Here is a 24,172-nt window from a genome sequence, read left to right as displayed (position 1 = left end):
CTAAGCACTGACACATAAAATGCAATCACCCCACACTATCGTAAGAACCATTTACGGATACCTGAAGGTTTATATTTACGATATTTATCGATTTGTACGGTACAGCGGGACGTTTCGTGCGAAGACCAGCCCAGTCACGCGAGGCGCCCAAATGACGAAGCACTACCACATGGTGGAGAAGGGCCTTGCACTACCCGCGCCCAGACCCGGCTTCGGGGTCGAAGTCACCAAACGCCTAAGCGCGCAAATGGAATCCGCACTGCTTGACGGAATTTGCGACCATGAGGTCTTGCTGTCCGCGGACGCACTGGAGAGTTACGCTGCCTTCAATCGACGGAATGCGGCCACGTCCCACCATGCCGTGGCGGCCATCCTGGAAAACGTTCGCAACCGCGGCGTGGAAGTAACCGATCAGGCTGTAAAGTTCCCCGAGCCGCGCACAGTAGACGCGAGATCCAACCTCTCACTTCTCACCAGTCGCGCTTCTGTCCGTACCTTCTCGGGCATGCCAGTCCCTCGAGATGTCCTTCTACAGGCAGCCATTGCGGCCCAGCACGCGCCCTGCGTCTGCAATCGCCAGGCAAGTCATATTTATTTTCTGACCGAGAAAGAGGACAGGGAAAAAGCTCTCTCTTACCAGAACGGAAATCGCGGCTTCGGCGACACAGCTGATGTGATTGCGATCATCACTGTAGATATTGCTCAGATGCTGGAACCAATCGAAAGATACCAGCACTGGATCGATGGAGGGCTGTTTGCACAGAATTTTCTTCTCGCAATCCACGCGCAGGGTTATGGAGCGTGCCCACTGAACTGGTCCGCACCTGTGATGTGCGATATTGGCATCCGGAAACTTGGCTACCTCCCCCCATCAGAGAGCATAGTTATGATGGTCGCCATTGGGGCACTGAAGGAGGCCTATCAAGTTGCGCGCTCAGAGCGAAGACCGCTGAGTGACGTGGCCCACTTCGTTTCGCAAGGGTGCGCTCAATGAGAATCCTGCTTCTAACATATTCATTCAACTACAATTACGGCGGCCTGCTGCAGGCGTACGCGACCAGCAAAACATTGGAGAAGCTCGGTCACACTGTTAGCGTCCCCGTGAGCCACCCAAACTACCTGGTTGGCAACACGTCTCTTTTTAGAGGCCTAGGGTTACGTCGACAGAACCCCATTACGGCGGTCCTCCGACGACTGCGTCAGTCTAGACGTTACCAGCGCTTCGATCAATTTAGGCGCAGACTTCCGCTTGACCATAGCATCAAGACAAAGGCAGACATACAGAGCAGCGTCAGCCGGTTTGACGTTGTGCTAACTGGGAGCGACCAGACTTGGAATACCAAGTTCATGCCCGAGTATGACTCCTATTTTTATCAGGGCTTTCTGCCAGACGGAATCGTGCGAAAGGTCAGCTACGCGTCCTGTTTCGGAACCAAGGAGCAACGCGAAGAGGCACTGTCGTGCGCTGCCGCCGACCTAGCGAAGTTCGATTCAATTGCAATCCGCAACGAGGTCAGTCGCAATATAGTTCATAGGATCACCGGAATCGACGCAGCCGTTGTTGTCGACCCGACACTACTCCACGACTTTGCGGAATTCGAGCCTGATCCCTCTAAAAGCTCTGAAGGTTCGCCAGTCGTTGTTTATGCTCTTGATCCAGTTAATTTCTCTACTGCAGAGGGAATTATCAGAGAACTTCTTAAGCGCCATCCCGATATGGAAGTGCATTTCATCAACGGCGAAAAGAACTTCGACAAACCAAGCTGGGCCACTCATCTCATAAACTCGCATGGCCCACTCGAATTCCTGAAAGCAATTCAATCAGCCAGCTTCGTGGTGACGGACTCTTTTCACGGGATAATCTTCGCTCAGAAATTTGGTACAGCATGTATCGCTTACACGTCCGGCTGGCGCTCGGAGCGCATCATTGGACTGATGAAGGACTTCTCTGCTGCGGACCTGCTCCTCGTCGACGACAATACAGATCACCTGCAACGCGTTGTGACGAAGGTCGCCGATGAGGGGGCACGCTTGCGAATGAGCGATCAACTTCTGCGCAAGATTGATTTCTCCAAGAATTATCTAGTCGAAGCGCTTTCGAAAGCATGAATCTCAGCAAGGTAGGCCAGCAAGGCTTCAAACACTTACTACTGATCGTTGTGACAAGTAGAGTTTCCGCCTTCATTGCACAATGGGTAATGGGAATCTTCCTGTTCAAAGAGGATTTTGGACTGATAGCCATCATATCGGTGGTCTATCTGTTTGCCGCAGGCTTCAAAGAAGTTGGCCTTTATCAGGTGCTTCAAGAAAACCGCGGCAATTTCGAAGCGATGGCCCCGAGCCTGACTGCGTCCGCGCAAGTCCTAAATCTGAGCGGCGTCGCCATCCTTGTCGCAGCAGCCCCACTAATTGCCAATTACTACAATGACCCCCGACTCGTCTGGATTACTGTCGCACTTGTGCTGGCAATGCCCTTTAACATCGCCGCACTGCCTTACAAAGCACGGCTCTCGATTCGGTTCGACTTCAAAAGAATCTCAAAAGTTGAGTCCACGTCAGTTCTTGTAAGCAATGCGACTCTCGCTGCACTTGCCGCCATGGGCGCTGGCATTTATAGCTACGTCGCCTCTCAGATTATTTTGACCCTCGTGACATACTGGATGTATCGTCATGGACAGCAACCTATCGCCTGGGGCATCCGGCCCAACCGAAAGTCTTTCGGTCAATTTGTATCCCGATCGAAGTGGCTAATCCTAAGCTCGTACATGAGTAACATTGCCACCCGAGGGGATTACCTAGTGCTCTCACTCCTCTTAAGCAAGGCGAGCCTGGGCCTTTACTATTTCTCCTACCAGCTAATGGCAGCTGCAGTTCAGCTAGTTGGGATGGCACTCAACCATCTCCTCCTGCCGCTATTCTCCGCAATAAAGGACGATGTTGATCGAACTAGGGCGGGACTGCGTAAAGCTGGAGATGCTCTCAGCTTGATCACTGGCGCACTTTGTCTTTCGCTATTAGTCTGGTTCCCACTCCTAATTCACACAGTATGGTCGGGAAAGTGGAATGACGCAATTCCTCTCGCCCTGATAGTGACTCTCGCCGTTCCCCCGCGCTTGCTCTCCTCACCACTTGGATCTTCTGCCTTAGAGGCTATGGGTCGATACCGTAGTCGCACGCTGGTATCTGTAGCAGATGCAGCCTCATTGATTCTCTTTGTGTGGATCGGCGGAACTTATCACGGGGTTATCGGCGCCTGCGTCGCCATAGGACTTCAGCGCTGCACCGTGGGAATGCTGTTCTATTTTTCTGCTTCTAAGTTTGTCGGCATTTCGGCTTCCGGAGCATTGGTTCAGTTGGCCCGCCACCTTTCACCTTACGCCATCACATCCGCAAGCCTTGCAATCGTGATATTCAAAATTGTTGGTTATTCTAATTTTGTGCAAGGAGACTTCGCACTCACCATAGCCCTCTTCGCGGGCACGATGTCCCTCTACTTGGCACTAAGCCATAAGAAGCTGGTCGAATATGCCTTCAAACGTTAACACTAAGGCGCCAAAAGCGCCCATTCAACTGTGCTTCTGCGCGGATGGTAAATATGCCGACTTCATCCTTCCCGCCCTTGAATCTGTGATTCGATCGAACTCTTCCGGCCGGACGATCGCTGTCGATATAGTTTTAGATAAGGAGCCGAGCCGCCAATTTAGGGAAAACATCATTTCAATATGCTCAGGCGAGGTTCGCACTCATGTTATAGACGCATCTCAGTTTGAGAATCTGCTGGAAGTTACACACATCACCCGGGGCATGTACTACCGACTGATGATCCCCGAGCTCGTCCTGGCGCCGAAGGTGCTCTATCTGGACTGCGACGTACTGGTGCGCAAGGACATATCCTCGCTATTTGACACCAACTTGGATGGCAATTTGGCGGCCGCTGTCGTTAATCCATTCCATGATGCGACTCGCCTAGGCCTAAAGGAGGGAGACGCATACTTCAATTCTGGCGTACTACTAATCAACACCGTCGAGTGGCTGCGCGACGGAGTCAAGCAGAAGGTACTGGATTACCTGTCCACCAATAAGCGCCTGCTGCAAATGCCGGACCAGGATGCGCTGAATGCCGTTATGTACGGGAGATGGGTAGAGCTTGACCCCACTTACAATTGCCAAGTCTCCATGTTGCTGGGCTATCGCTCGCTGGACGCCGAGCTAAATCCCCGATGGCAGACCGAATTCCTCAACGATCCTGCGATAATGCACTTCTCCGCCGGTCATAAGCAGTGGCACCGCAGCTCAAGAATTCGGTATGCCAGGGAGTACCGTACGCTGAGGACGAGCGTTATGGTATCGCGCAGAGGGTTCGCGGCAGATTTCTTTATAGGACGCATTCGGCAAGTCAAATATGCACTCATCGAATCAAATCCTTACTTCTTCTAAACCACCCCCAGGTGACATAAAAGCCATGCAAATCATTGCCAGTGCACACGCCGGTGATCGACCAAATTATCCCAAAGTGCGCTTCGGTGATTTCGATATCTTGTGTGCATCTCGTAGCAACCTTGTTGAGCTCGCTCTCTATGACTGCGCAAACGTAAGCTCGCCCGCTCAGCTCGTCTTCGATGCCAACGGGCACGCCCTCTCGTTAGCTCGCACCGATGCAGAATTCGCGAAGACAATTCCGTTCGCCAACATCGTGCATGCTGATGGCGGCTTTCTCGTGACACTATCTAAGCACCTTAGGCTAGATCCGATTCCCGAGCGGAGTGCAACCACGGATATGCTCCACGACTTCGCACTTGCGTTTCAGGACACCCGCCATAGCTTCTTTTTGCTGGGCTCTGATGAGCACGTGAGCACGAGATGCGTAGAAATTTTGAAGGACCGATACCCGAGGCTCGATATTGCTGGACGACGTAACGGCTTCTTCTCCCCTGAGGAAGAGGAAACACTCGTCGACGAGATAAACGCATCAGGCGCCGCAATTCTCTGGGTGGGCCTCGGAAAGCCAAAAGAACAGCAGTTTTGCGTGCGCTGGCAACATAAACTCAAAGCTCGCTGGATTATCACCTGCGGAGGCTGCTACAACTACGTTACCGGCGACTACCCACGCGCTCCGAGATGGATGCAATACACTAATATTGAATGGCTTCATCGCTTAGCGACTCGCCCCAAATCACTATTCCTCCGATATCTCAAGACAACACCGCACGCGCTTTGGATCGCATTAACCGATCACTCGATGCACACTACTCGCCGACAATGAAAAACGCTAGACGCCATTTTTCTAGTGACAGAATGCTAAGCAGCAAGGTGCGAACCCGCAGGAAAATCTATGCAGCCTCGATTTAGCGTCATAATTCCCGCATTCAATAGAGCTTATATCATCGCCACTACACTTAGGTCTGTAGTCGCGCAAGATTTCGAAAACTACGAGTGCATCATAGTCGATGATGGGTCCTCTGATGTCGAAGAACTCGAAGAAGCGGTGGCGATGATATGTGACTCACGCTTTCGCGTCGTTAGGCGCGAGAACGGGGGGGGTGGCGCTGCGCGAAACACTGGTATCGATGAAGCAACCGGCGAATACATCGCTTTTCTTGACAGCGATGATCTCTTTCTGCCCGACAAGCTCTCCACGGCAAATGAGAAACTTCTCGGAGCATGCACTAGCTCCACGGACGTTCTGTTTAGTCAGGTCATCGTTAATCGAGGCTTGGACAAATCCTGGATTAAACCCAGCAGGGCGCCAAAGCGTGGAGAGCGGATTGATGAGTATCTAATCACCAATCAGGGATTTATTCAGACCTCTACAATTGTCGTCGATCGACTGATCGCCAAGAGCGTCCGCTTTGATGAATCGCTACCCTTTGGACAGGATACAGATTTCTGCATCCGTTTAGCCGCATCGGGCTGCACCTTCACGATGCTTGACGCGCCGCTAGTAATATGGAGAGATGACTCCGCCGCGAATCGTGTATCTAGCAACCGCCGCCATGAATCTATTCTTGAGTGGACGGATCGAAATAGATTGATAATGACAACTCGCTCATATCATGCTTACCGCGGTTGGCACGGAGCGAAGGCTGCCATTGGAAAGAGTCGACTAAAGGCGAGCGCACTGTACTTCACCGCATTGTTTAGGGGCGCCTTTGGCCCCTCCCTCGCACTTCGAGCCGCAATACAGATCTACCTACCTCCCCAGCTTTACCGGCGAATTGCCAACTTGGTGGTAGGTACCTTTGGCCGCTCCCATTGATGACCTTGATGAACAATCATCCTTCAAGCCGACAGAATATCGAGCCGCTAATGGTGAAGCTGTCACCTTTAGTTTGGGTCTCCGGCCTTAGCTCAGTCGCCTACCAACTGGCGACCGCCGGCGCACTTTTGCGTAGCAATGGTCGACTCAACAATCTGACACTCATACAGTCTCTTATTCTCGCATACTGCATCGTTTATACAGCATCAATCTCTTGGGCAGCAATCCAGGGCGCAGAATTCATTCGCGTCCTCGCAGCGCTATACAACCTATCCATCTGGGTAATGGGCGCCATTATATTCAGCACACAGGGAGGAAAGCATGAACAAACGAGGAAGTCGTCTCGACTTATCCTAACCATACTACTCACACTATGCATCATCTCCTACTTCTTATTCGCGCCGCGGGGGTCGGTTCGACTCAGTTCTCTGCTCGGATTGGTTATCAATGCCGACCTGTTACCCGAGAATCTAGCCGCTAATACAAATCTCCACTTCACCAGCGCTGACTGGTCAACCCTCGGTCTAGGAGCGCGGCTTAGTATCATGAGCCCATACCCAACAGCATTGGGCATGCTCGCGCTGATGCTCCTGACCTTGGCGGCCCCTTCGGACTGGAGCGCAAAAAACCTTTACCGCTATGCATATTACGTCGCAGCCTGTCTAATCATATCCTTCTTGAGTGCATCACGGGCGGCGATGGGCTGCACAATTCTTTTTGTAGGATTGCTTTCCATATTTTACGTAATGCGCTCAATGAAATCACAGAACTTCAAGTTCTTCGTGATATCTACACTGATAGCCACGTTGGCCGCGGCCACTCTCGGCCTTGGTGACCGCGCAGCCTCCGCCTGGACTTCAATCAATGCAACTCGCGCTGAAAGTTCGACACTTCGCTTTGATCTCTACACAAAATCCGTGACCGCCGCGATCGAAGAGCACCCAATCATCGGCTTTGGCGTAAAAGAGAGGACAAACGTATTCGCGATCCCACTTGGATCTCACTCTACACTCTTTGGCGCAATGTATAAGACCGGAGCCCTGGGCCTACTTACCGTCCTTGCCTTCTTCATCGGCGTGACAGTCATATCGCTTAAAGTTGCAATCAATTCCGCATCACTTTACCGCGCAGCACTCGGGGCGGGATGCATCTCTATGATTCCGCTTCTCGTATTTGAAGATATTGACGCCATTCCATTGGTGGCCTACCTGTTCTTTCTTTCTATCGCGATGATGGAGCGAAAATCGCCCGAGCCCAGAAATGTCCTGCAAGCTCATGATATTAACCATGACGCCAAGTGACTGGCAAAGTGCACCGGCAAGCCATTCAGTGCTGGACTCCATTGATCCGCGTTACTTTACGGCGGCGAACATTCACGATGCGACAGCATTTCCACCCTCGCCACCATGCACATGGATCTTTTGCATCACTTTCACGGCGCCACGAGACTCCATAGATGAGCGAACAAAAATATCGAGCTGACATTGACGGTCTACGCTCACTTGCAATCATTCCCGTTGTTCTTTACCACGCAGGCGTGCCTGGATTCAGCGGCGGTTTCGTAGGTGTTGATGTTTTCTTCGTCATCAGCGGTTATTTGATAACGACCATACTTGTCAAGCAATTTGGAAATGGAAGCTATAACGTCGTTTCGTTCTACGAGCGGCGATTGCGCCGCATTTTTCCGGCGCTTGCCTTGGTTGTTTTGTTCGTCCTCGCTATTTCACCGCTGATATTGCTTCCAAGCGAGTTCTCTGGCCTCGGACGTGATGCCGCTGCTGCGTTGCTCTTTGTAGCCAATATCAATTTTTGGCGTCAATCAGGCTACTTCGCATCTGATGCTGAGACGAAACCACTACTACACATGTGGTCACTGGGCGTTGAGGAGCAATTCTACCTTCTAGCCCCCTTGGTGCTCTTTCTTTTACTGCGCTACGCCCCTCGCTATCGCCTCCTTATTACGGCACTCATCGCGCTTGGCTCATTCGTCCTTTGCGTCTATCTCACCCCAATAAAGCCGAGCGCCTCCTTCTACTTGCTACCCACCAGAGCCTGGGAACTTATGGCGGGAAGCTGGCTAGCACTGTTGATGGGTGAGGAAAGATCTGGCTGGTCGCCCTCGAACACTCTTCACAATGCCTCGGCAGCATTGGGCGTTGGCATGATTCTGTTCGCGGTCGCGCTATACAGTAGTTCCATCGCGTTCCCGGGCTATGCCGCGTTGCTACCCGTCTCAGGAGCAGCACTAGTTATATATAGCGGACAACATAGTTGGGCCGGACGACTCCTCGCTTGGCGCCCCCTAGTCACCGTCGGCCTGATCTCCTATTCGCTCTACCTGTGGCATTGGCCGTTGATGGTTGCGTTCAGAAGTTCAGGATGGCTGGAAAGCCCTTTTGGAAAAGCACTGGCGATCCTGCTCTCACTAGTTCTTGCATGGGCGACATGGCGATGGGTTGAAACACCGACGCGGGAACGCCTTTCGTGGACGCCAAGGCGCCTAGGCACCACGACCGCGGTGGCGTTTGCGCTTCTGATCTCAATCGCGGCGGTTTATTCCAGCATAGACGGCTGGCCGTCGAGGTACTCCGCGAGGATCGTGCATTTTGATGCCGCGAGACATGACCGCAGCCCAAATAGGGAACGCTGCCACTCGGAGGCTGGCCTACCAAACGTGGCGAGCAGCTGTGTACTAGGAGGCGCCTCCCCCACCGTGGCTGTTTGGGGCGATAGTCATGGTGTGGAGCTGGCTCAGGCGATAGGCGAACAGGGGTATGCGGTGAAGCAAATTACCTATTCGTCTTGCCCGCCAGCAGTCGGCTTGCCGCCCAAGACAGATCGTCCGTTTTGCCAAAAGCACAATGACCGGGTTCTTGAATATTTGAGATCTGCCGATAGCATCAAGATAGTTGTGCTAGCCGCCTACTATGGACCCGATCAACTGCCATCTGACGACCTCCTAAGGCACATGAGGAAGACCTCGGAGGCGCTTCAGGCCATGCATAAGAAGGTGGTCGTCATTGGGCCCTATCCGACCCTGGATGGATTTTCGGACCTACCAACGCACCTCGCAAGAAATGGCTCCAGCAGAGTAGACTTCACTCGGTCCGCCCTAAGCAGCTTCTCGATGAATTTTTCCGGCACCCAAGTATTCCTACCTACTGATGTATTCTGCAATGATGACAGCTGTAATCTCGCGCCGGGCGACTCATCCTTATTGTTCGATGCACATCATCCCAGCATGTTCGCAGCAAGGAAGACCGCTATGGCGTTGACGCCAATTCTCCAAGACGCCTCACAATTAAAGTGACGTATCGTGAGGTAGCGCACGCCGCAGAATCCCTCCGGGATTTGCAAATAAGATCCGCCGCTTTGCTCCAGCGATCCTCATCGCAAGCGGACTGTGGAGGAAGCCGCAATTTGACACATCTCGCGTAAATCATGGCGCTCTCCATTGACTTCGCGGCACCAAAACCGCGAACATAGGCGCGTTAAGCCCATCCCGACGGAGTAGGAGATTCCCGTTCATGAAGAAGATTTTTGCATTGATGGCCCTGGCCGGCCTGTCCTCTCCGGTGTTCGCCCAGGAGGCTCCGGCATCACAGGCTGCCGATACCAGCGTTGCGACCGAAGTCGCTGGTGCTGAAGCAACTGGCCTGTCGACGGCAACCATCGTTGGCACCACGGTCGCAGCGGTTGCTACCGGCGCCGTCCTGTACAGCGTTGGCGGCGACAGCACCAGCAGCGAGCGTGATGCTGGCGGCGGTGGTGATGGTGGCGGCAATGGCGGTACTGGTGGCACCGGCGGCAACGGCGGTACTGGCGGCACTGGCGGCACCGGTGGTACCGGCGGCTGATTTTCAGCCAGTTTGATATCCAAGCCCTCGCCGGGCGCAGCTTGGCGAGGGTTTTTTATGCCTGTTGGAATTACAGCCTGCCCATGAAGATCAAGTTGACCTGCTTGGCGGTCGCCCTTTTGGCTACCACCACCCTTTCCGGCTGCATGTTTGCACCCGGACAGCACCTGCGCCACAGCGACGTGCGGCCCGAAGGGTCTGGTGCGAACGGGCGTATGGAGCTTCTCTCGATCACTCCAAAGCTGATCGCCATGGAGCATGCTACCCGCGCAGAGAAGCTGCTGCCCGCCGAACTCTTTGACACGGTCCCCCAGCCGTATACCGTGGGCGTGGGGGATGTGCTGTACGTCACCGTTTGGGATCACCCGGAACTGACGGTGCCTGCAGGGTCACAGCAGGCGGGCGCCCTTGCCGGTCGGCTGGTCCAGAGCGACGGCTACATGTTCTACCCGTACATTGGCAAAGTGGAGGCGGCCGGCAAGACGCCCGCGCAGCTGCGCGAGCAGATCAGTCAGCGCCTTGCCAGGTTCATCGAGTCTCCCCAGGTCGATGTCTCGGTTCTCACATACGGCAGTCAGCGTGTCTGGGTAACCGGCGCTGCGGAGCGATCAAATCCCATCCCGCTGGGCACTTCGCCTTTGACACTGGCCGATGCAATCAGCCAGACCGGCTTGAATCCGACGTCAGCAGACCTTTCAGGTGTCCGCCTCAGCCGTGGTGGTGTGACCTACACCATCAATCTTGAGACCCTTGCCACGCAGTACGGCGGCCGTCAGCTCTTCCTGAAGGATGGCGACTCCATCTTCGTCCCATACCTGGACCGCAAGGAGATCTTCGTCGTCGGCGAAGTCATGCAGCCGGGCGCCTTCAGCTTCCGCACCGGCGATGTCTCGCTGAACCAAGCATTGGGTCGTGCCCGCGGCCTGACTCAAGCGACATCGAATGGCAATGCTGTTTACGTCATCCGTGGGTCGACCGACCTCATGACTGAACCGTCGACGGTGTATCAGCTTGAAGCGCGTTCGCCCGCAGCATTTGCTGTCGGCAGCCAATTCATGCTGCAACCAGGGGATGTGGTGTTTGTCGGCGCCGCGGGCGTTACCCGCTGGAATCGCTTCATCAATCAGCTGTTGCCGTTCACCAACATCCTCTACACCGCCGCGCGTACGGAGAATGAGATTGGAAGCAACTGAGGCAGCGTGCATGACGCGTCGCCTTTTTGCAGGCATGGCGCTTATAGGCGCCATGCTAGCCAGTGGCTGTACGTCGCTCAGTAGCTCTACGCTGGATGCGTTTCGTCTTGTTGGCAGGAACCAGGCATCGGTCTCGACTGAACAGGTGGCCGCCAACCGCTTTCCACAGGCCCAGCTACGGGCGCCAAGCCTGGATGCGGTGCTGGTACTGGGCTACGTGGATGCGGGGCGGCAGGTGTGGTACGCAGGCAAGCACGCCATTTTTTGGATGGATGCGAGAGGCCTCGTGACTGGAATGAGTGGTATGGGTCGAAGAATCGAGTCCCATATCATCGGCACCTCCCCCTTCGATGACTTGACTGCCGTACGGGACACGGTGGAGTTCAAACGCAGCTACGACACAATTCCAGACTATCAGTTCGGCGTCGAGGCAGTGAGTACGCTCAAGCGTAATCGCGAGGAGAGCGTGAGAATCCTAGACCGTCGCATGCGATTGGTTCGTTTTGATGAGCGCGTAGATGGCCCAGGGTTCACCCTGAAGAACACGTACTGGGCGGACCCTGCCTCCGGCTTCATCTGGAAGAGCCGGCAGCATCTTGCCCCTGACTATGCAATCGAAGTGACGCAGCTGAAGCCGTATCGCTCCACGAAGGATTGACCATGTTCCTGCGCCGTACCGGCCTGCTGGCCGCGTTGTTTTTGTACTTGCCGGCTCTGGCGGCACAGCCATCACCTACAGCCTCTGTTCGAATAGAGGGCGCCGTCAGGGCGGCCGGCGATTACATTGCACCCAACGGTCGCCTCTCTGGCGCAATCCTATCTGCCGCGCCGACAGCCGATGCATTTCTGCCGGGTACCAGCTTCAACCGAGCTTCGGCACGCCAAGAACAGGTTCGCTCAAGAGCTGGGCTTTCTTACTCGCTTGCTCAGCTGGCGACGACGGAAGATCCTCAGCTGCGCGGCATTGCCCAGCGTCTGCAAGAATGGGTAGCTACTCATGAGGCCACGGGGCGTGTACCGATCCTCGCCGACGCGCGCTTGATGCAGGCACAGCCCCAACACGACGCAATCATCGAAGCTGATGACCGCTTGCATATCCCCGTGCGATCAACCTCGGTGCAGGTGTTGGGTGCGGTGGACCTCCCGTGCAACTTGCCACACCGGCCATTGAAGAGCGCGCAGCAGTATCTTACTGAGTGCCCTCCCTCCCAGGGAGCCGACCGCGACAAGATCTACATCATCCAGCCTGATGGAGTGGTGCAAGAGCTCGGCGTCGCCGCGTGGAACCGGAGTGACCCTAAGACGATCGCGCCTGGCGGCTACCTGTATGTGCCAATCGCTGAATCCCGACTCCGATCGCTGGATCCTGATTTCAACGCTGAATTCGCCGCATTCATAGCGACGCAACCTGTAAGCCATTGATGAGTTATCTAAACATGCGACGCGCTGCACCTTTCGCCCGCCCGATGCTGACCGCGCTGGCGCTTTCGTTGTCAGCGGTTGTGCACGCTCAGCAGGCGCCGCCGTCGACGTCCAGTGAGTGGGGTGGAGTCGGTCTATTACAGACCCCCAGCGCCCGCATGGCTCATGACGGTGACATCTCGTTCACCGCATCACATAACTCTCCGTACACGCGCTACAACCTGAGCCTCCAGCCGTTCCCATGGCTTGAGTCCACGTTTCGGTATATCAACGTATCCAACATCCGGTACGGAGCGCCGAATGTCGCTGGCGATCAGAACTACAAAGACAAATCCATCGACTTCAAGATGCGGCTCTGGCAGGAATCGCGCTGGCTGCCCGAAGTAGCGCTGGGTGTGCGCGACCTCGGCGGAACAGGATTCTTCTCCAGTGAGTACCTGGTAGCAAACAAGCGCTTTGGCGCATTTGATGCTTCCCTCGGGCTGGCCACCGGCTACATAGGCAATCGGGGCGATTTCAGCAACCCATTGGGCGTTCTTGACGACCGGTTCAAGCCTCGGCGTGGCATTGCTACCAGCGACATCACGCAGGCGGGTAGCTTCGGCCTCAGCGACATGTTTACCGGCCCTGTTGGCGTATTTGGCGGCGTCAGTTGGCAGTCACCGTGGGACCCGCTGGTGGTCAAGATCGAGTATGACGGCAACGACTACAAGCGCGAGCCGCGGCGCAACAACCTGCGCCAGAGCACGCCAGTCAACGTAGGCTTGGTCTATATCCCGAACCGGAACGTGGAGCTCACAGCAGCTTGGGAACGTGGCGAGGCCGCGATGTTCTCGATGACCCTGCGAGGTAACCCGGGACGTGCGGCTTCGGCACCGAAGCCATTTGATCCCCCTCCGGAGAAGCTGCTGCCCCACGACCTGCGCGGCACGGGCGTTTCGCCGGCCACCCGATTGAGCGGCGAAAGCCCATCTGCGCCCCTCGCCGCCAATGTGATTGATGGCGCGAGTTTCGATGCAAAGCGCCCGAATTGGAAGCAGGTTGCCGATAGGCTCCGAGACAACGCCGGCATCCGTGTCGACGAGATCTCCAGTCGCAACGGCGAGCTTTTCATTTCCGGCTATCAATCTCGCTATTTCACCGTCAGCGAAGGCATGGGTCGCAGCGCGCGAATCCTCAGCAACGCCTTGGCCGACGAGTACGACTGGTACACCTTCCGCAGCACGCGGCTCGGCATGCCGATTGCCGACATCTCGATGCACCGCCAGACGTTCGAGGACTACCTTGACGGCCGCGCAGACGAATCGACCTTGCGCCGCAGCGTTGAGCTCGACGCACCGGCACGCGTCAATCGCGAGACCCTCTACAAACCGGACCAGAATCGTTTTGGCGGCGGCTTCAACTTCGGCTATCGACAGAACATGGGTGGGCCGGATGGCTTCATCCTGTATCAGGTCAACGCAAATTACAGCGGCAGCCTGTTCTTCACGCCGACGACCTGGCTGACCGGCACTGTGAGTGCGAACCTTCTCAACAACTACGACAAGTTCAAGTACAACGCTCCAAGCCGCCTGCCCCGCGTTCGCACCGACATCCGGCAGTACACCACCACATCTGACGTCACGATGCCGAACCTGCAGTTCACGGCGACCCGACAGCTGGGGCGCGACCTGTACGGCATGGCATACGCGGGTTACCTGGAATGGATGTACGCGGGCGCCGGCGGTGAGGTGCTTTATCGCCCGATGGGCCAGTCATGGGCGCTGGGCGCCAACGTCAATCGCGTCCGGCAGCGTGCCTATGAGCAGGACTTTTCGCTGCGCAACTACAGCGTGACGACCGGCCACGCAACCCTTTACTACACCTTCGACGCTCGAGAGCGCATCATCGGCACTCTATCGATCGGCCGCTACCTGGCAGGCGACGATGGTGCCACGCTGAACATTGCGCGCGCGTTCGACAACGGTGTAACCATGGGCGCCTACGCGACGAAAACAAACGTTTCGTCACGGGATTTCGGCGAAGGGAGCTTTGACAAGGGCATCTATTTCAGCATTCCCTTCGACACGCTGCTGCCGCGGTCTACCCGGGCCAGGGCAAACATCAACTGGAATCCACTCATCCGGGATGGCGGCGCCATGCTGCAGCGCCGCTATTCGCTGTACAACGTCACCGGTGAACGGGACGAGCGCTTCTTCCTTGATAACTTGGACACGATCGCCAAATGATGGCGATCATCGCTGGCGCCACGGATCGTGGCGCCAGCTGACTCTCGATTCAGAGGTAACGAACCCAGCTGCGTACACCCTCGTCCATCAGACCGTACACGTGCTCGAACGCCGGACGCGATTGACGATAGGGATCGGGGATCTCCAGGTCAGACTGCCACTTTCCGAGCAGGAACGTTTTACCGGACGCCTGAGGCGCGATCTCGGTAATGCGGCGGACGTGCTTACGCTCCATGGTCAGTACCAGGTCGGCTGCACCCAGGATGGCTTCGCTGATCTGGCGGCCACGATGCGTGGTGCCGTCAAGTCCGTGCTCCACCAGCAACTGCTGCGCGGTGGGATCGATGCGGTGATCGACAAGTGCCCCGAGGCCCGCGGATGACACTTGGATGCCCCTGTCACCGACGGAGTGCCGCAGCATGATTTCGGCAGACGGGCTGCGGCAGATGTTGCCGACGCAAACAAAAAGAATGTTCTTGAACATCACTCTGGTCCTGACGCTTTGTGGCCGTTCACCGCGCCACGAGACTCATTGTGGCGGATGTATGCATTTGGACGCGGTAGCCTAACCTATCGAGCCTCACAGGCGGCACGTCGGCATGGCGGTCAGTACGCCGATTTCTGACCAAGCACTTTGAATGCCGTCAACATGATGATCCGTACGTCCAGCAGGGGACTCCAGCGCCGGATGTAATCAATGTCGTACTGCACGCGCTTCTTCATCTGACGGAGCCTTGGCGTCTCACCACGCAGGCCATGAACCTGTGCCCAGCCAGTGATGCCTGGCTTGACATAGTGGCGATGCATGTAGCGCTCGATCAATCGTTCGTACTGGTTGTTATGCTGAACTGCATGCGGTCTTGGCCCAACCACTGACATGCTGCCACCCAGTACATTGAAGAACTGAGGCAGCTCATCCAAGCTGCTACGGCGCAGGAAGGCACCAAAACGAGTCACACGAGGATCGTTGCGGACGGCTTGGGTGATTTTGTCGGGCGTTTCAGCGTGTGTGCGCATAGAGCGGAACTTGAGCATCCAGAACTCTTTGCCGTCCAGCCCATGTCGGCGCTGCCGGAACAGGATCGGGCCGGGCGAACTCAGCTTGACCCCAACAGCGAGGATGGCGAGCAGCGGTGACAGCAGAACGATGGCGGCTCCGGCGACTAGTAGGTCCTCGGCGCGCTTGATGACGAGAAAACGCGGCTCCACGACACCTTGGCGCACCCCTATCATCGGCACATTGCCCAGTTGATGGACGCCCGGGTTCAGGGCACCCAAGCCGGTGATATCCGGGACTAAACGCACCTGCACAGGATACCGCTCCAGCAGGCGCAGGACATCCTTCAGGCGGGCGCGTCCGCCCAACGGCAGTGACACCCATATATGCTCGATCTGACCTCGATGCCCATCGAGATAGGCTTGCAACCCATCCAGGTCGCCGAGACGCTTCGGTGCGTCCGTGCCGTCACGACGAAGTGCGATGTCATCCGGTCCAGCGAAGTAGCCGATCACCTCTTTCCCGATATCCGGTCGACTTCGCAGCAATCGATGCACTTTCAACGCAGGCGCGCGAAGGCCCACGAGGAGCACACGCTGTCGGTCCAGCCCGCGTTCGCGCAATCGATGCAGACGGAAGCGAATACCGATCCGGGTAGCACTCATGGCGATCAGGCCTGACGAATACCAGCCGACCAGCCATGAGGCTGGCACCGTGTCGGACATATCGATGAGGACCGAGTACATGGAGAACAGGGCGAACACCCCCGTCCAGCCAAGAAGCAGCGTCCATAGATCGGCCAATAGTCCGCGGTTACGCCAATCGCGGTAGACCGGTGCGAGGCTGAAGCACACCAAAGTGCAGAGCAACACAGCACCGAACACCACACGCTGCGATTGCGTCGGCGGAAGCCAGCCATAGGCGGCAACGTGACTCAATACGGCGGCGCAAGGCACCAACAACAGGTCTCCGACCCGCAACCACACATCCAGTGCAGCCCGCGCCTCGGCAGTCACACGCTGGCGTCCACGCCGCGCCGGCAACTGTTCTACGGATCCATGTAGCAAAGGCAACTTCTCCATCAGGGATGCCCGCTGGAACGGTTTCCCGTTCCCGCCTGCGCAACCGACCTCCCCGTCGTTCCACAAGACTCTGAGCTAATTTATGGTCACTAATCCGACACTGATCTTACAGAAATTCTCACAAAGATGACCGTGCATCTAACTGAACTGATTCATGACACTAAAAAAATCAATGACATAGATGATCGTGTCGCCCCCGCCTCTTGCGCGTCAATGTCCTGACACCGCTGGGGGATCCACAGCGTCGGGCGCTGCATCTTTCTCAACTGCCCTCTGTAGCATCGAAGAGAGCTTTCATTCAACAGCCACTCGCCCCTAGAGTTGCGCCCATGAATTCCTCCAGCATCCTCATCTGCGGTGGCGCCGGGTACATCGGCAGCCATATGGCTCAATGGCTGGCCGAACATGGGCACGTGGTCACCGTGCTCGACAACCTTTCCACCGGCCACAGAGACGCCGTCCGTTGGGGCGACCTGATCGAGGCGGATCTGTTGGATCCAGCTGCGCTGGAACGCGCCTTCCACGGGCGCAGCTTCGACACAGTGATGCACTTCTGTGCCAGGTCGCTGGTAGGTGAGTCGGTCGTCGAGCCCTACGCCTATTACGCGAACAACGTCACCGGCACGCTCAACCTCCTCGAAGCCATGCGACGTCACGAGGTAAACAAGCTGGTGTTTTCGTCGACCGCAGCCGTCTTCGGCACCCCGGTTTCAGACGTGATCGACGAAGATCACCCCAAGGCGCCGATCAATCCCTACGGCGCCAGCAAGCTCATGGCCGAGCGATTCCTCGAAGATGCGGCGCATGCCTATGGTCTACGCTCGGTGACCCTGCGCTACTTCAATGCCGCAGGCGCCCTGCCCGACCATGGTATTGGCGAGGCCCACGCCTGCGAGACGCACCTGATCCCCAACGTCCTCAGAGCGGCGCTGGGCCACGGGCCTTCGCTCAAGATCTTCGGCAACGATTACGACACCGCCGACGGCACCTGCGTGCGGGACTATGTCCACGTCCAGGATCTTGCCCGGGCGCATGCACTGGCACTAGGGTTCATGGATCGCCACGAAGGCGCACACACCTTCAATCTGGGTAACGGTCATGGCTTCTCCGTCCACGAGGTGATTGCGACCGCCGCCTCCGTATCGGGTGTTGCGATCCCTTACGAGGTCGCCCCGCGCCGCGCTGGCGATCCTGCGCGACTGGTGGCCTCCAGTGCAAAGGCGCGCGAGCTCCTCGGCTGGGACCCACGTTGGACCGAACTGGCGCCGATCATCGAAAGTGCGTGGCGCTGGCACCGTGATCAGCCTGGCTGGTCCCCGCATCACATCCACGCTGACGCCCGCACCCAAGCCGCGTGAGGCCTGGGTGGCCGGCCAGGGAGGCCGGATCCCTCGGACAGTACAGATATGAATCCGGGGACCGCCCGCCCCGAAGCTGACGCGCGTTCCCAACCTGCGCTGCACCGCCAGATGAGGCATTGCGCCCCTCTGTTACCATTCCGGGTTCAGCTTGCCGCCCCCCACCCTGCCAGCGGCCAGCGCCTTACAAACGCAACGCAACAGGAGTTTGCATGTCCTCTGACCTGCTCAAGGCCCTCGGCCTCGACGCGACCAACGCTGGCACCTACCTTGGCAACGGCGAGTGGTCCTCGGCCACCGATGCCGGTGTGATCACCCCGGTGAACCCGACCACCGGCGAAGCCATCGCCAAGGTCTACGCGACCACCGACGCCGACTACGAAACCATCGTGGCCCGCGCCCAGGAGGCCTTCAAGGTCTGGCGCACCACACCGGCCCCGCGCCGCGGCGAAGCCGTGCGCCTGTGTGGCGAAGCCCTGCGCGCCAACAAGGACGCCCTGGGCTCCCTGGTCGCGCTGGAAATGGGCAAGAGCAAGCCCGAGGGCGATGGCGAAGTGCAGGAGATGATCGACATCGCCGACTTCGCCGTGGGCCAGAGCCGCATGCTCTATGGCTACACGATGCATTCCGAGCGCCCGGGCCACCGGATGTATGAGCAGTACCAGCCGCTGGGCCTGGTCGGCATCATCAGTGCGTTCAACTTCCCGGTCGCGGTGTGGGCCTGGAACTCGTTCCTGGCCACGATCTGCGGCGATATCTGCCTGTGGAAGCCGTCCAACAAGACGCCGCTGACCGCGATCGCGTCCATGCGCATCTGCAATGAAGCGCTGCGCGAGGGCGGGTTCCCGGACCTGTTCTTCCTGATCAACGATGCCGGTACCGAGCTGTCGCAGAAGATGGTGGCCGACAAGCGCGTGCCGCTGATCAGCTTCACCGGCTCGACCCAGGTCGGCCGCCAGGTCGCCGAGAAGGTCGCGCATCGCCTCGGCCGCTGCCTGCTGGAGCTGGGTGGCAACAACGCGATCATCCTGGACGAAACCGCCGACCTGAAGCTGGCGATCCCGGGCATCGTGTTCGGCGCCGTGGGCACCGCCGGCCAGCGCTGCACCACCACGCGCCGCCTGATCGTGCACGAATCCATCCATGACGACGTGCTGGCCACGCTGATCAAGGCGTACAAGCAGGTGGAAGGCAAGATCGGCGATCCGACCGACCCGGCCAACCTGATGGGCCCGCTCAACAGCGACGGCGCCGTGCAGCAGTTCCTGGCCTCGATCGAGAAGGCCAAGGCCAGCGGTGGCACCGTGCAGACCGGTGGTACCCGCATCGACCGCGCCGGCAACTTCGTGCTGCCGGCCATCGTGACCGGCCTGAAGAACAGCGACGAGGTCGTCCAGCACGAGACCTTCGCCCCGATCCTGTACGTGATGAAGTACAGCACGCTGGACGAAGCGATCGACATGCAGAACGGCGTGCCGCAGGGCCTGTCCTCCTCGATCTTCACCACCAATCTGAAGACCGCCGAGCGCTTCCTCTCGGCCGCCGGTTCGGATTGCGGCATCGCCAACGTCAACATCGGCACCTCGGGTGCGGAGATCGGCGGTGCGTTCGGTGGCGAGAAGGACACCGGCGGTGGCCGTGAGTCCGGCTCGGATGCCTGGAAGGTCTACATGCGCCGCCAGACCAACACCATCAACTACTCCGATTCGCTGCCGCTGGCCCAGGGCATCAAGTTCGACCTGTGATGGATCCCGCGCCCCACCTGCCCGCCGGCCCGCGCCTGGATTTCACCGGGCGCCGGGTGCTGATCGCCGGCGGCAGCAAGGGCATCGGGCGCGCGATGGCGCTGGCGTTTGCTTCGGCAGGCGCCTGCGTCTCGGTCTGCGCACGCGGTGAGGCCGGTCTGGCCGCGCTGCGTGCGGATGCCGCAGCCCTCGGCCTGGCCGTGCACACGGCCAGTGCCGATCTCTCCCGGCTGGACGACATCGCCCGCTGGTTGGCCGATGCCGCGCAGGTGCTGGGCGGTATCGACGTGCTGGTCAACAACGCGACCGGCTACGGCATGGCCGACGATGAAGCCGGCTGGGAAGCCAGTTTGAATGTCGACCTAATGTCCGCCGTGCGGGCTTCGCGGCTTGCCCTGCCCTGGCTGCAGCAGTCCGCGGATGCGTGCATTCTCAACCTGGCCTCGATCGCCGCCCAGCAGCCGCGCCCGGGTGGCGCGCCGTATGCGGCGGCCAAGGCCGCGCTGATGCACTACACCACCTCGCAGGCGCTGGCGCTGGCACCGCAGCGGATCCGCGTCAATGCCATCGCCCCCGGCTCGATCGAGTTCGAGGATGGGCTGTGGGCGCGCCGCCGCGAGCAGGACCCCGAGCTGTATCGAAACACCCTGGCGAAGATCCCGTTCGGCCGCTTCGGCGAGCCGGCGTCCATCGCCAATGCTGCGCTATTCCTGTGCTCGCCGCTGGCGGGCTGGATCACCGGGCATACCTTGAATGTGGATGGTGGCCAGGTCCTGATGGGATAAACCCGCCGCTGGCCCTATCATCGAACCACCCCACCGCGACCAGGACCTGCATGAGCCTTCCGCCCCGACAAACCAGTGCCATGGCCGTGGTCAGCCTGATCATGGGCATCCTCGGCTGGACCGCCCTGCCCTTCATCGGCAGCATCGCGGCGATCGTCACCGGCCACCTGGCCCGCGCCGAGATCCGCCGCCGCCCGCTGGAACTGGAAGGCGATGGCATGGCGCTGGCCGGGCTGATCCTGGGCTGGATCATCGTGATCGGCAGCCTGCTCGCCTTGGTGGTGATTCTGTTGTTCTTCGGCGGACTGGCCTGGTTTGCCGCTACCCAATCGTGAGGTGCACATGAGCCGCTCGGATTCGACCGAACGCTTCAGCAGTCGGGTTGCCGACTACGTCCGCTACCGTCCCGACTATCCCCCGGCATTGCTGGACTGGCTGCACCAGGACATCGGTGTACCCACCGAGACCCTGGTCGCCGACATCGGCGCCGGCACCGGCATTTCCACCCGGCTGTTCCTGGCCGCCGGCCACCCGGTCATCGCGGTGGAGCCGAACGCAGCAATGCGCGAAGCGGCCGAGCAGCTGCTGGCACCGGACTATCTGCGCCTGAAGGTCGCCGACGGCACCGCCGAGGCGACCGGCCTGGCCGACGACAGCGTGGGTCTGGTCGCCGCCGCGCAGGCCTTCCACTGGTTCGATACCACCGCAGTGCGCCGCGAATGGGCGCGCATCCTGCAGCCCGAAGGCATGGCGCTGGTGTTCTGGAATTCGCGTCTGCTCGACGCCTCGCCGTTCCTGATCGGCTATGAGCAGCTGCTGCAGGAGTTCGGCACCGACTACGTCGAGGTGGCCGAGCGCTACCAGGACGATGACACCATGCGCGCATGGTTCGGCGAGGGCCTGCGCGGCATGGCCCGCCTGCCGAACGTGCAGCGGATGGACCTGGAGGGCCTGCGTGGCCGCCTGCTTTCCTCCTCGTATGCCCCGCAGGCCGGTCACCCGCGCCACGCGCCGATGCTGGAGGCACTGCAACAGCTGTTCGACGCCCACGCGGTGGACGGCCAGATCGCCTTTGAATACCAAACCCGTGCCTTTGTCGGCACGCTGGACTGATTGAACGCCATGTACTCGTTTGCCCGCCCCTTCCTGTTCGCCCTTGATGCAGAACGCGCCCACGGCCTTGGCCTGAGCGCGCTGGACCTGGCCTATCGCACCGGCACCACGCCGCTGATGGGCCGCCGCATCGACCCGCTGCCGACCAACGCGTTCGGACTGAGTTTCCCGAATCCGGTGGGCCTGGCTGCCGGCCTGGACAAGAACGGCGAGCACATCGATGCGCTGCTGGCACTGGGCTTCGGCTTCGTGGAGATCGGCACGATCACCCCGCGCCCGCAGGCGGGCAACCCGAAGCCGCGCCTGTTCCGGCTGCCGGACCACCAGGCCATCATCAACCGCATGGGCTTCAACAACCTGGGCGTGGATGCGCTGGTCCGCAATGTCGAACGCGCCAAGCGCCGCAGCGGGCTGCTCGGCATCAACATCGGCAAGAACAAGGACACGCCCAACGAGCAGGCGTTCGACGATTACCAGCACTGCCTGCAGAAGGTGTATCCGCTGGCCGATTACATCACCGTCAACATCTCTTCGCCGAACACCGCCGGCCTGCGCGAGCTGCAGGAAGAGACCGCGCTGCGCCAGCTGATTTCGCAGCTGCGCGAGAGCCAGGAAAGCCTGGCCGCCAAGCACGGCAAGCGCGTGCCGATGCTGGTCAAGGTCGCTCCGGATCTGAGCGACCGCGATATCGATGCTGCCGCGCGTGTGCTTGGTGAGCTCAAAGTGGACGGCGTGATCGCCACCAACACCACCATCGACCGCAGTGCGGTGGCCGGTGACGCGCGCGCGAACGAAGCCGGCGGCTTGTCCGGCGCGCCGTTGCTGGGCCAGTCGACCCTGGTGCTGCGCCGCCTGCGCGCGCGCCTGCCCGAGTCGATGCCGTTGATCGGCGTGGGCGGCATCCAATCCGGCGCGGACGCGGTGGCCAAGATGGCCGCCGGCGCCGCCCTGGTGCAGTGCTACAGCGGCCTGATCTTTCGTGGCCCGGAGCTGGTGCACGAGTGCGTGGAGGCGATCCGCCGCCGCAGAGAGGCGCCCAGCCGTGGCGCGGTGGCACCGCTGTGAACGACGCCATGACTGCCTGGTCCATTACCGAGAACGCCTCGCTGAAGGCGCTCAACACCTTCCACGTCGACGCCACCGCCGCGCAGCTGCTGGAGGTGTTCGACCCCGCCGTGCTGCCGGAGGTGCTGGCGCTGCCGCGCGTCGCCGACCAGCCGCTGCTGGTGCTGGGTAGCGGCAGCAATGTGCTGATCGCCGACAACGTGGAAGGCACCGTGCTGGTGTTCGCCAACCGCGGCATCGAGATCCTGGAACACCGCGCCGACCACACCATCGTGCGCGCCGGTGCCGGCGTGAACTGGCATGGCCTGGTGATGTGGTCGCTGCAGAACGGCCTGTCCGGTCTGGAAAACCTGGCCTTGATTCCGGGTACCGCCGGCGCCTCGCCGATCCAGAACATCGGCGCGTACGGCGCGCAGGTCGGCGAGTTCATCCAGGCGGTGGATGCCTGGGACCGACACGAAAACGACTGGGTGCGCTTCGACGCCGAAGGCTGCCAGTTCGCTTACCGCGACAGCATCTTCAAGCACGATCCGGACCGTTACCTGATCACCGCGATCGAGCTGCGGCTGCCGCTGCTGCATGGCCTGCGCCTGGGCTATGCCGGGATCGCCGAGGAAATGGAGGCAATGGGCGTAGAGCTGCCGGTGGCTGCCGATGTGGCCAACGCGGTGATCAACATCCGCCGCCGCAAGCTGCCCGATCCGGACGTGCTCGGCAACGCGGGCAGCTTCTTCAAGAACCCGATCCTGCCCTTGGAGCAGGTGGAGGTATTGCTGCAGCACTTCCCCGAGCTGCCGGTGTTCCCGGCCGACGATGACAGTCGCCGCAAGATTTCCGCCGCCTGGATGATCGAGAGCTGCGGCTGGAAGGGCTACCGCGATGGCGATGCCGGCGTGGCGCCGAGCCATGCGTTGGTGCTCGTGAACCACGGCCAGGCCACCGGAGAGGAACTGCTCGCGCTGGCGCGGCGGATCTCCGCCTCGGTCCTGGAGAAGTTCGGCGTGCCGATCGAACCGGAACCGAGGCTGATCGGCGCCCAGTGGTGAACCCCGCCCCTGCGTTACCGGTGGC

General features: G+C 59.1%; 22 protein-coding genes. 20 read left to right on the top strand and 2 right to left on the bottom strand.

The window, feature by feature from the left end:
- Positions 1 to 151: 151 nt before the first annotated feature.
- From ACTT2I_RS06955 to ACTT2I_RS06895, 13 genes are all read left to right on the top strand, one after another.
- On the top strand, positions 152 to 994 hold the full coding sequence (locus tag ACTT2I_RS06955; RefSeq protein WP_421100423.1) for a nitroreductase family protein: 843 nt from the start codon (positions 152 to 154) through the stop codon (positions 992 to 994).
- Positions 991 to 2,109, top strand: a complete 1,119-nt coding sequence (locus ACTT2I_RS06950; protein ID WP_421100424.1) for a polysaccharide pyruvyl transferase family protein — start codon at positions 991 to 993, stop codon at positions 2,107 to 2,109. The genes ACTT2I_RS06955 and ACTT2I_RS06950 overlap by 4 nt, the downstream gene beginning before the upstream one ends.
- A complete protein-coding gene (locus ACTT2I_RS06945; RefSeq protein WP_421100425.1) occupies positions 2,106 to 3,542 on the top strand; it encodes an oligosaccharide flippase family protein in 1,437 nt (478 codons plus the stop codon). Before ACTT2I_RS06950 ends, ACTT2I_RS06945 begins: the two co-directional genes overlap by 4 nt.
- Positions 3,526 to 4,437 carry a glycosyltransferase family 8 protein gene (locus ACTT2I_RS06940; RefSeq protein WP_421100426.1) on the top strand — a complete coding sequence of 304 codons (912 nt, stop codon included), beginning with the start codon at positions 3,526 to 3,528 and terminating at the stop codon, positions 4,435 to 4,437. The genes ACTT2I_RS06945 and ACTT2I_RS06940 overlap by 17 nt, the downstream gene beginning before the upstream one ends.
- A 25-nt stretch (positions 4,438 to 4,462) precedes the next feature.
- Positions 4,463 to 5,263 (top strand): WecB/TagA/CpsF family glycosyltransferase, encoded by an 801-nt coding sequence (locus tag ACTT2I_RS06935; protein ID WP_421100427.1) that lies wholly within the window; start codon positions 4,463 to 4,465, stop codon positions 5,261 to 5,263.
- A gap of 69 nt (positions 5,264 to 5,332) precedes the next feature.
- On the top strand, positions 5,333 to 6,256 hold the full coding sequence (locus ACTT2I_RS06930; RefSeq protein ID WP_421100428.1) for a glycosyltransferase family 2 protein: 924 nt from the start codon (positions 5,333 to 5,335) through the stop codon (positions 6,254 to 6,256).
- An 8-nt stretch (positions 6,257 to 6,264) separates the two neighbouring features.
- Positions 6,265 to 7,557 carry an O-antigen ligase family protein gene (locus ACTT2I_RS06925; protein WP_443096817.1) on the top strand — a complete coding sequence of 431 codons (1,293 nt, stop codon included), beginning with the start codon at positions 6,265 to 6,267 and terminating at the stop codon, positions 7,555 to 7,557.
- A gap of 155 nt (positions 7,558 to 7,712) precedes the next feature.
- Positions 7,713 to 9,566, top strand: coding sequence for an acyltransferase family protein (locus ACTT2I_RS06920; RefSeq protein ID WP_443096816.1), 1,854 nt, complete (start codon positions 7,713 to 7,715; stop codon positions 9,564 to 9,566).
- A gap of 217 nt (positions 9,567 to 9,783) precedes the next feature.
- A complete protein-coding gene (locus ACTT2I_RS06915; protein ID WP_421099467.1) occupies positions 9,784 to 10,113 on the top strand; it encodes a hypothetical protein in 330 nt (109 codons plus the stop codon).
- Positions 10,114 to 10,196: 83 nt separating this feature from the next.
- Positions 10,197 to 11,306, top strand: a complete 1,110-nt coding sequence (locus ACTT2I_RS06910) for a polysaccharide biosynthesis/export family protein (protein ID WP_421099468.1) — start codon at positions 10,197 to 10,199, stop codon at positions 11,304 to 11,306.
- A gap of 10 nt (positions 11,307 to 11,316) precedes the next feature.
- Complete coding sequence (locus tag ACTT2I_RS06905) at positions 11,317 to 11,964, top strand: YjbF family lipoprotein (RefSeq protein ID WP_421099469.1); 648 nt, start codon at positions 11,317 to 11,319, stop codon at positions 11,962 to 11,964.
- A gap of 2 nt (positions 11,965 to 11,966) precedes the next feature.
- Positions 11,967 to 12,728 (top strand): capsule biosynthesis GfcC family protein, encoded by a 762-nt coding sequence (locus ACTT2I_RS06900; RefSeq protein WP_421099470.1) that lies wholly within the window; start codon positions 11,967 to 11,969, stop codon positions 12,726 to 12,728.
- Between the two features lie 14 nt (positions 12,729 to 12,742).
- Positions 12,743 to 14,956: a YjbH domain-containing protein gene (locus ACTT2I_RS06895; protein ID WP_421099471.1), complete on the top strand. Its 2,214-nt coding sequence runs from the start codon at positions 12,743 to 12,745 to the stop codon at positions 14,954 to 14,956.
- 49 nt (positions 14,957 to 15,005) lie between these two features.
- On the opposite strand, the gene ACTT2I_RS06890 is transcribed toward ACTT2I_RS06895, so the two are convergent.
- Both ACTT2I_RS06890 and ACTT2I_RS06885 read right to left on the bottom strand, forming a co-directional pair.
- Positions 15,006 to 15,440: a low molecular weight protein-tyrosine-phosphatase gene (locus ACTT2I_RS06890; RefSeq protein ID WP_421099472.1), complete on the bottom strand. Its 435-nt coding sequence runs from the start codon at positions 15,438 to 15,440 to the stop codon at positions 15,006 to 15,008.
- Between the two features lie 122 nt (positions 15,441 to 15,562).
- Positions 15,563 to 17,035, bottom strand: coding sequence for an undecaprenyl-phosphate glucose phosphotransferase (locus ACTT2I_RS06885; RefSeq protein ID WP_421099473.1), 1,473 nt, complete (start codon positions 17,033 to 17,035; stop codon positions 15,563 to 15,565).
- 329 nt (positions 17,036 to 17,364) lie between these two features.
- Between ACTT2I_RS06885 and galE the strand changes: the two genes are divergently transcribed.
- The 7 genes from galE to murB all read left to right on the top strand — a co-directional run bounded on the left by galE (position 17,365) and on the right by murB (position 24,147).
- Positions 17,365 to 18,393, top strand: a complete 1,029-nt coding sequence (gene galE / locus ACTT2I_RS06880; RefSeq protein ID WP_421099474.1) for a UDP-glucose 4-epimerase GalE — start codon at positions 17,365 to 17,367, stop codon at positions 18,391 to 18,393.
- Between the two features lie 212 nt (positions 18,394 to 18,605).
- Positions 18,606 to 20,138 (top strand): L-piperidine-6-carboxylate dehydrogenase, encoded by a 1,533-nt coding sequence (gene amaB / locus ACTT2I_RS06875; RefSeq protein ID WP_046273729.1) that lies wholly within the window; start codon positions 18,606 to 18,608, stop codon positions 20,136 to 20,138.
- Positions 20,138 to 20,923: an SDR family NAD(P)-dependent oxidoreductase gene (locus ACTT2I_RS06870; protein WP_421099475.1), complete on the top strand. Its 786-nt coding sequence runs from the start codon at positions 20,138 to 20,140 to the stop codon at positions 20,921 to 20,923. Before amaB ends, ACTT2I_RS06870 begins: the two co-directional genes overlap by 1 nt.
- Positions 20,924 to 20,973: 50 nt before the next feature.
- Positions 20,974 to 21,258 carry a DUF4190 domain-containing protein gene (locus ACTT2I_RS06865; protein WP_088434394.1) on the top strand — a complete coding sequence of 95 codons (285 nt, stop codon included), beginning with the start codon at positions 20,974 to 20,976 and terminating at the stop codon, positions 21,256 to 21,258.
- A 7-nt stretch (positions 21,259 to 21,265) separates the two neighbouring features.
- Positions 21,266 to 22,036, top strand: a complete 771-nt coding sequence (locus tag ACTT2I_RS06860; RefSeq protein ID WP_421099476.1) for a class I SAM-dependent methyltransferase — start codon at positions 21,266 to 21,268, stop codon at positions 22,034 to 22,036.
- A 9-nt stretch (positions 22,037 to 22,045) separates the two neighbouring features.
- Entirely contained in the window at positions 22,046 to 23,101 is a 1,056-nt protein-coding gene (locus tag ACTT2I_RS06855; RefSeq protein ID WP_421099477.1) for a quinone-dependent dihydroorotate dehydrogenase, read from the top strand.
- A complete protein-coding gene (gene murB / locus ACTT2I_RS06850; protein ID WP_172407570.1) occupies positions 23,098 to 24,147 on the top strand; it encodes a UDP-N-acetylmuramate dehydrogenase in 1,050 nt (349 codons plus the stop codon). The genes ACTT2I_RS06855 and murB overlap by 4 nt, the downstream gene beginning before the upstream one ends.
- Positions 24,148 to 24,172: the final 25 nt, after the last annotated feature.

Source organism: Stenotrophomonas sp. PUT21, assembly GCF_052232875.1.
Lineage (GTDB): Bacteria > Pseudomonadota > Gammaproteobacteria > Xanthomonadales > Xanthomonadaceae > Stenotrophomonas > Stenotrophomonas maltophilia_N.
This window is presented reverse-complemented; position numbering and strand designations above follow the sequence as displayed.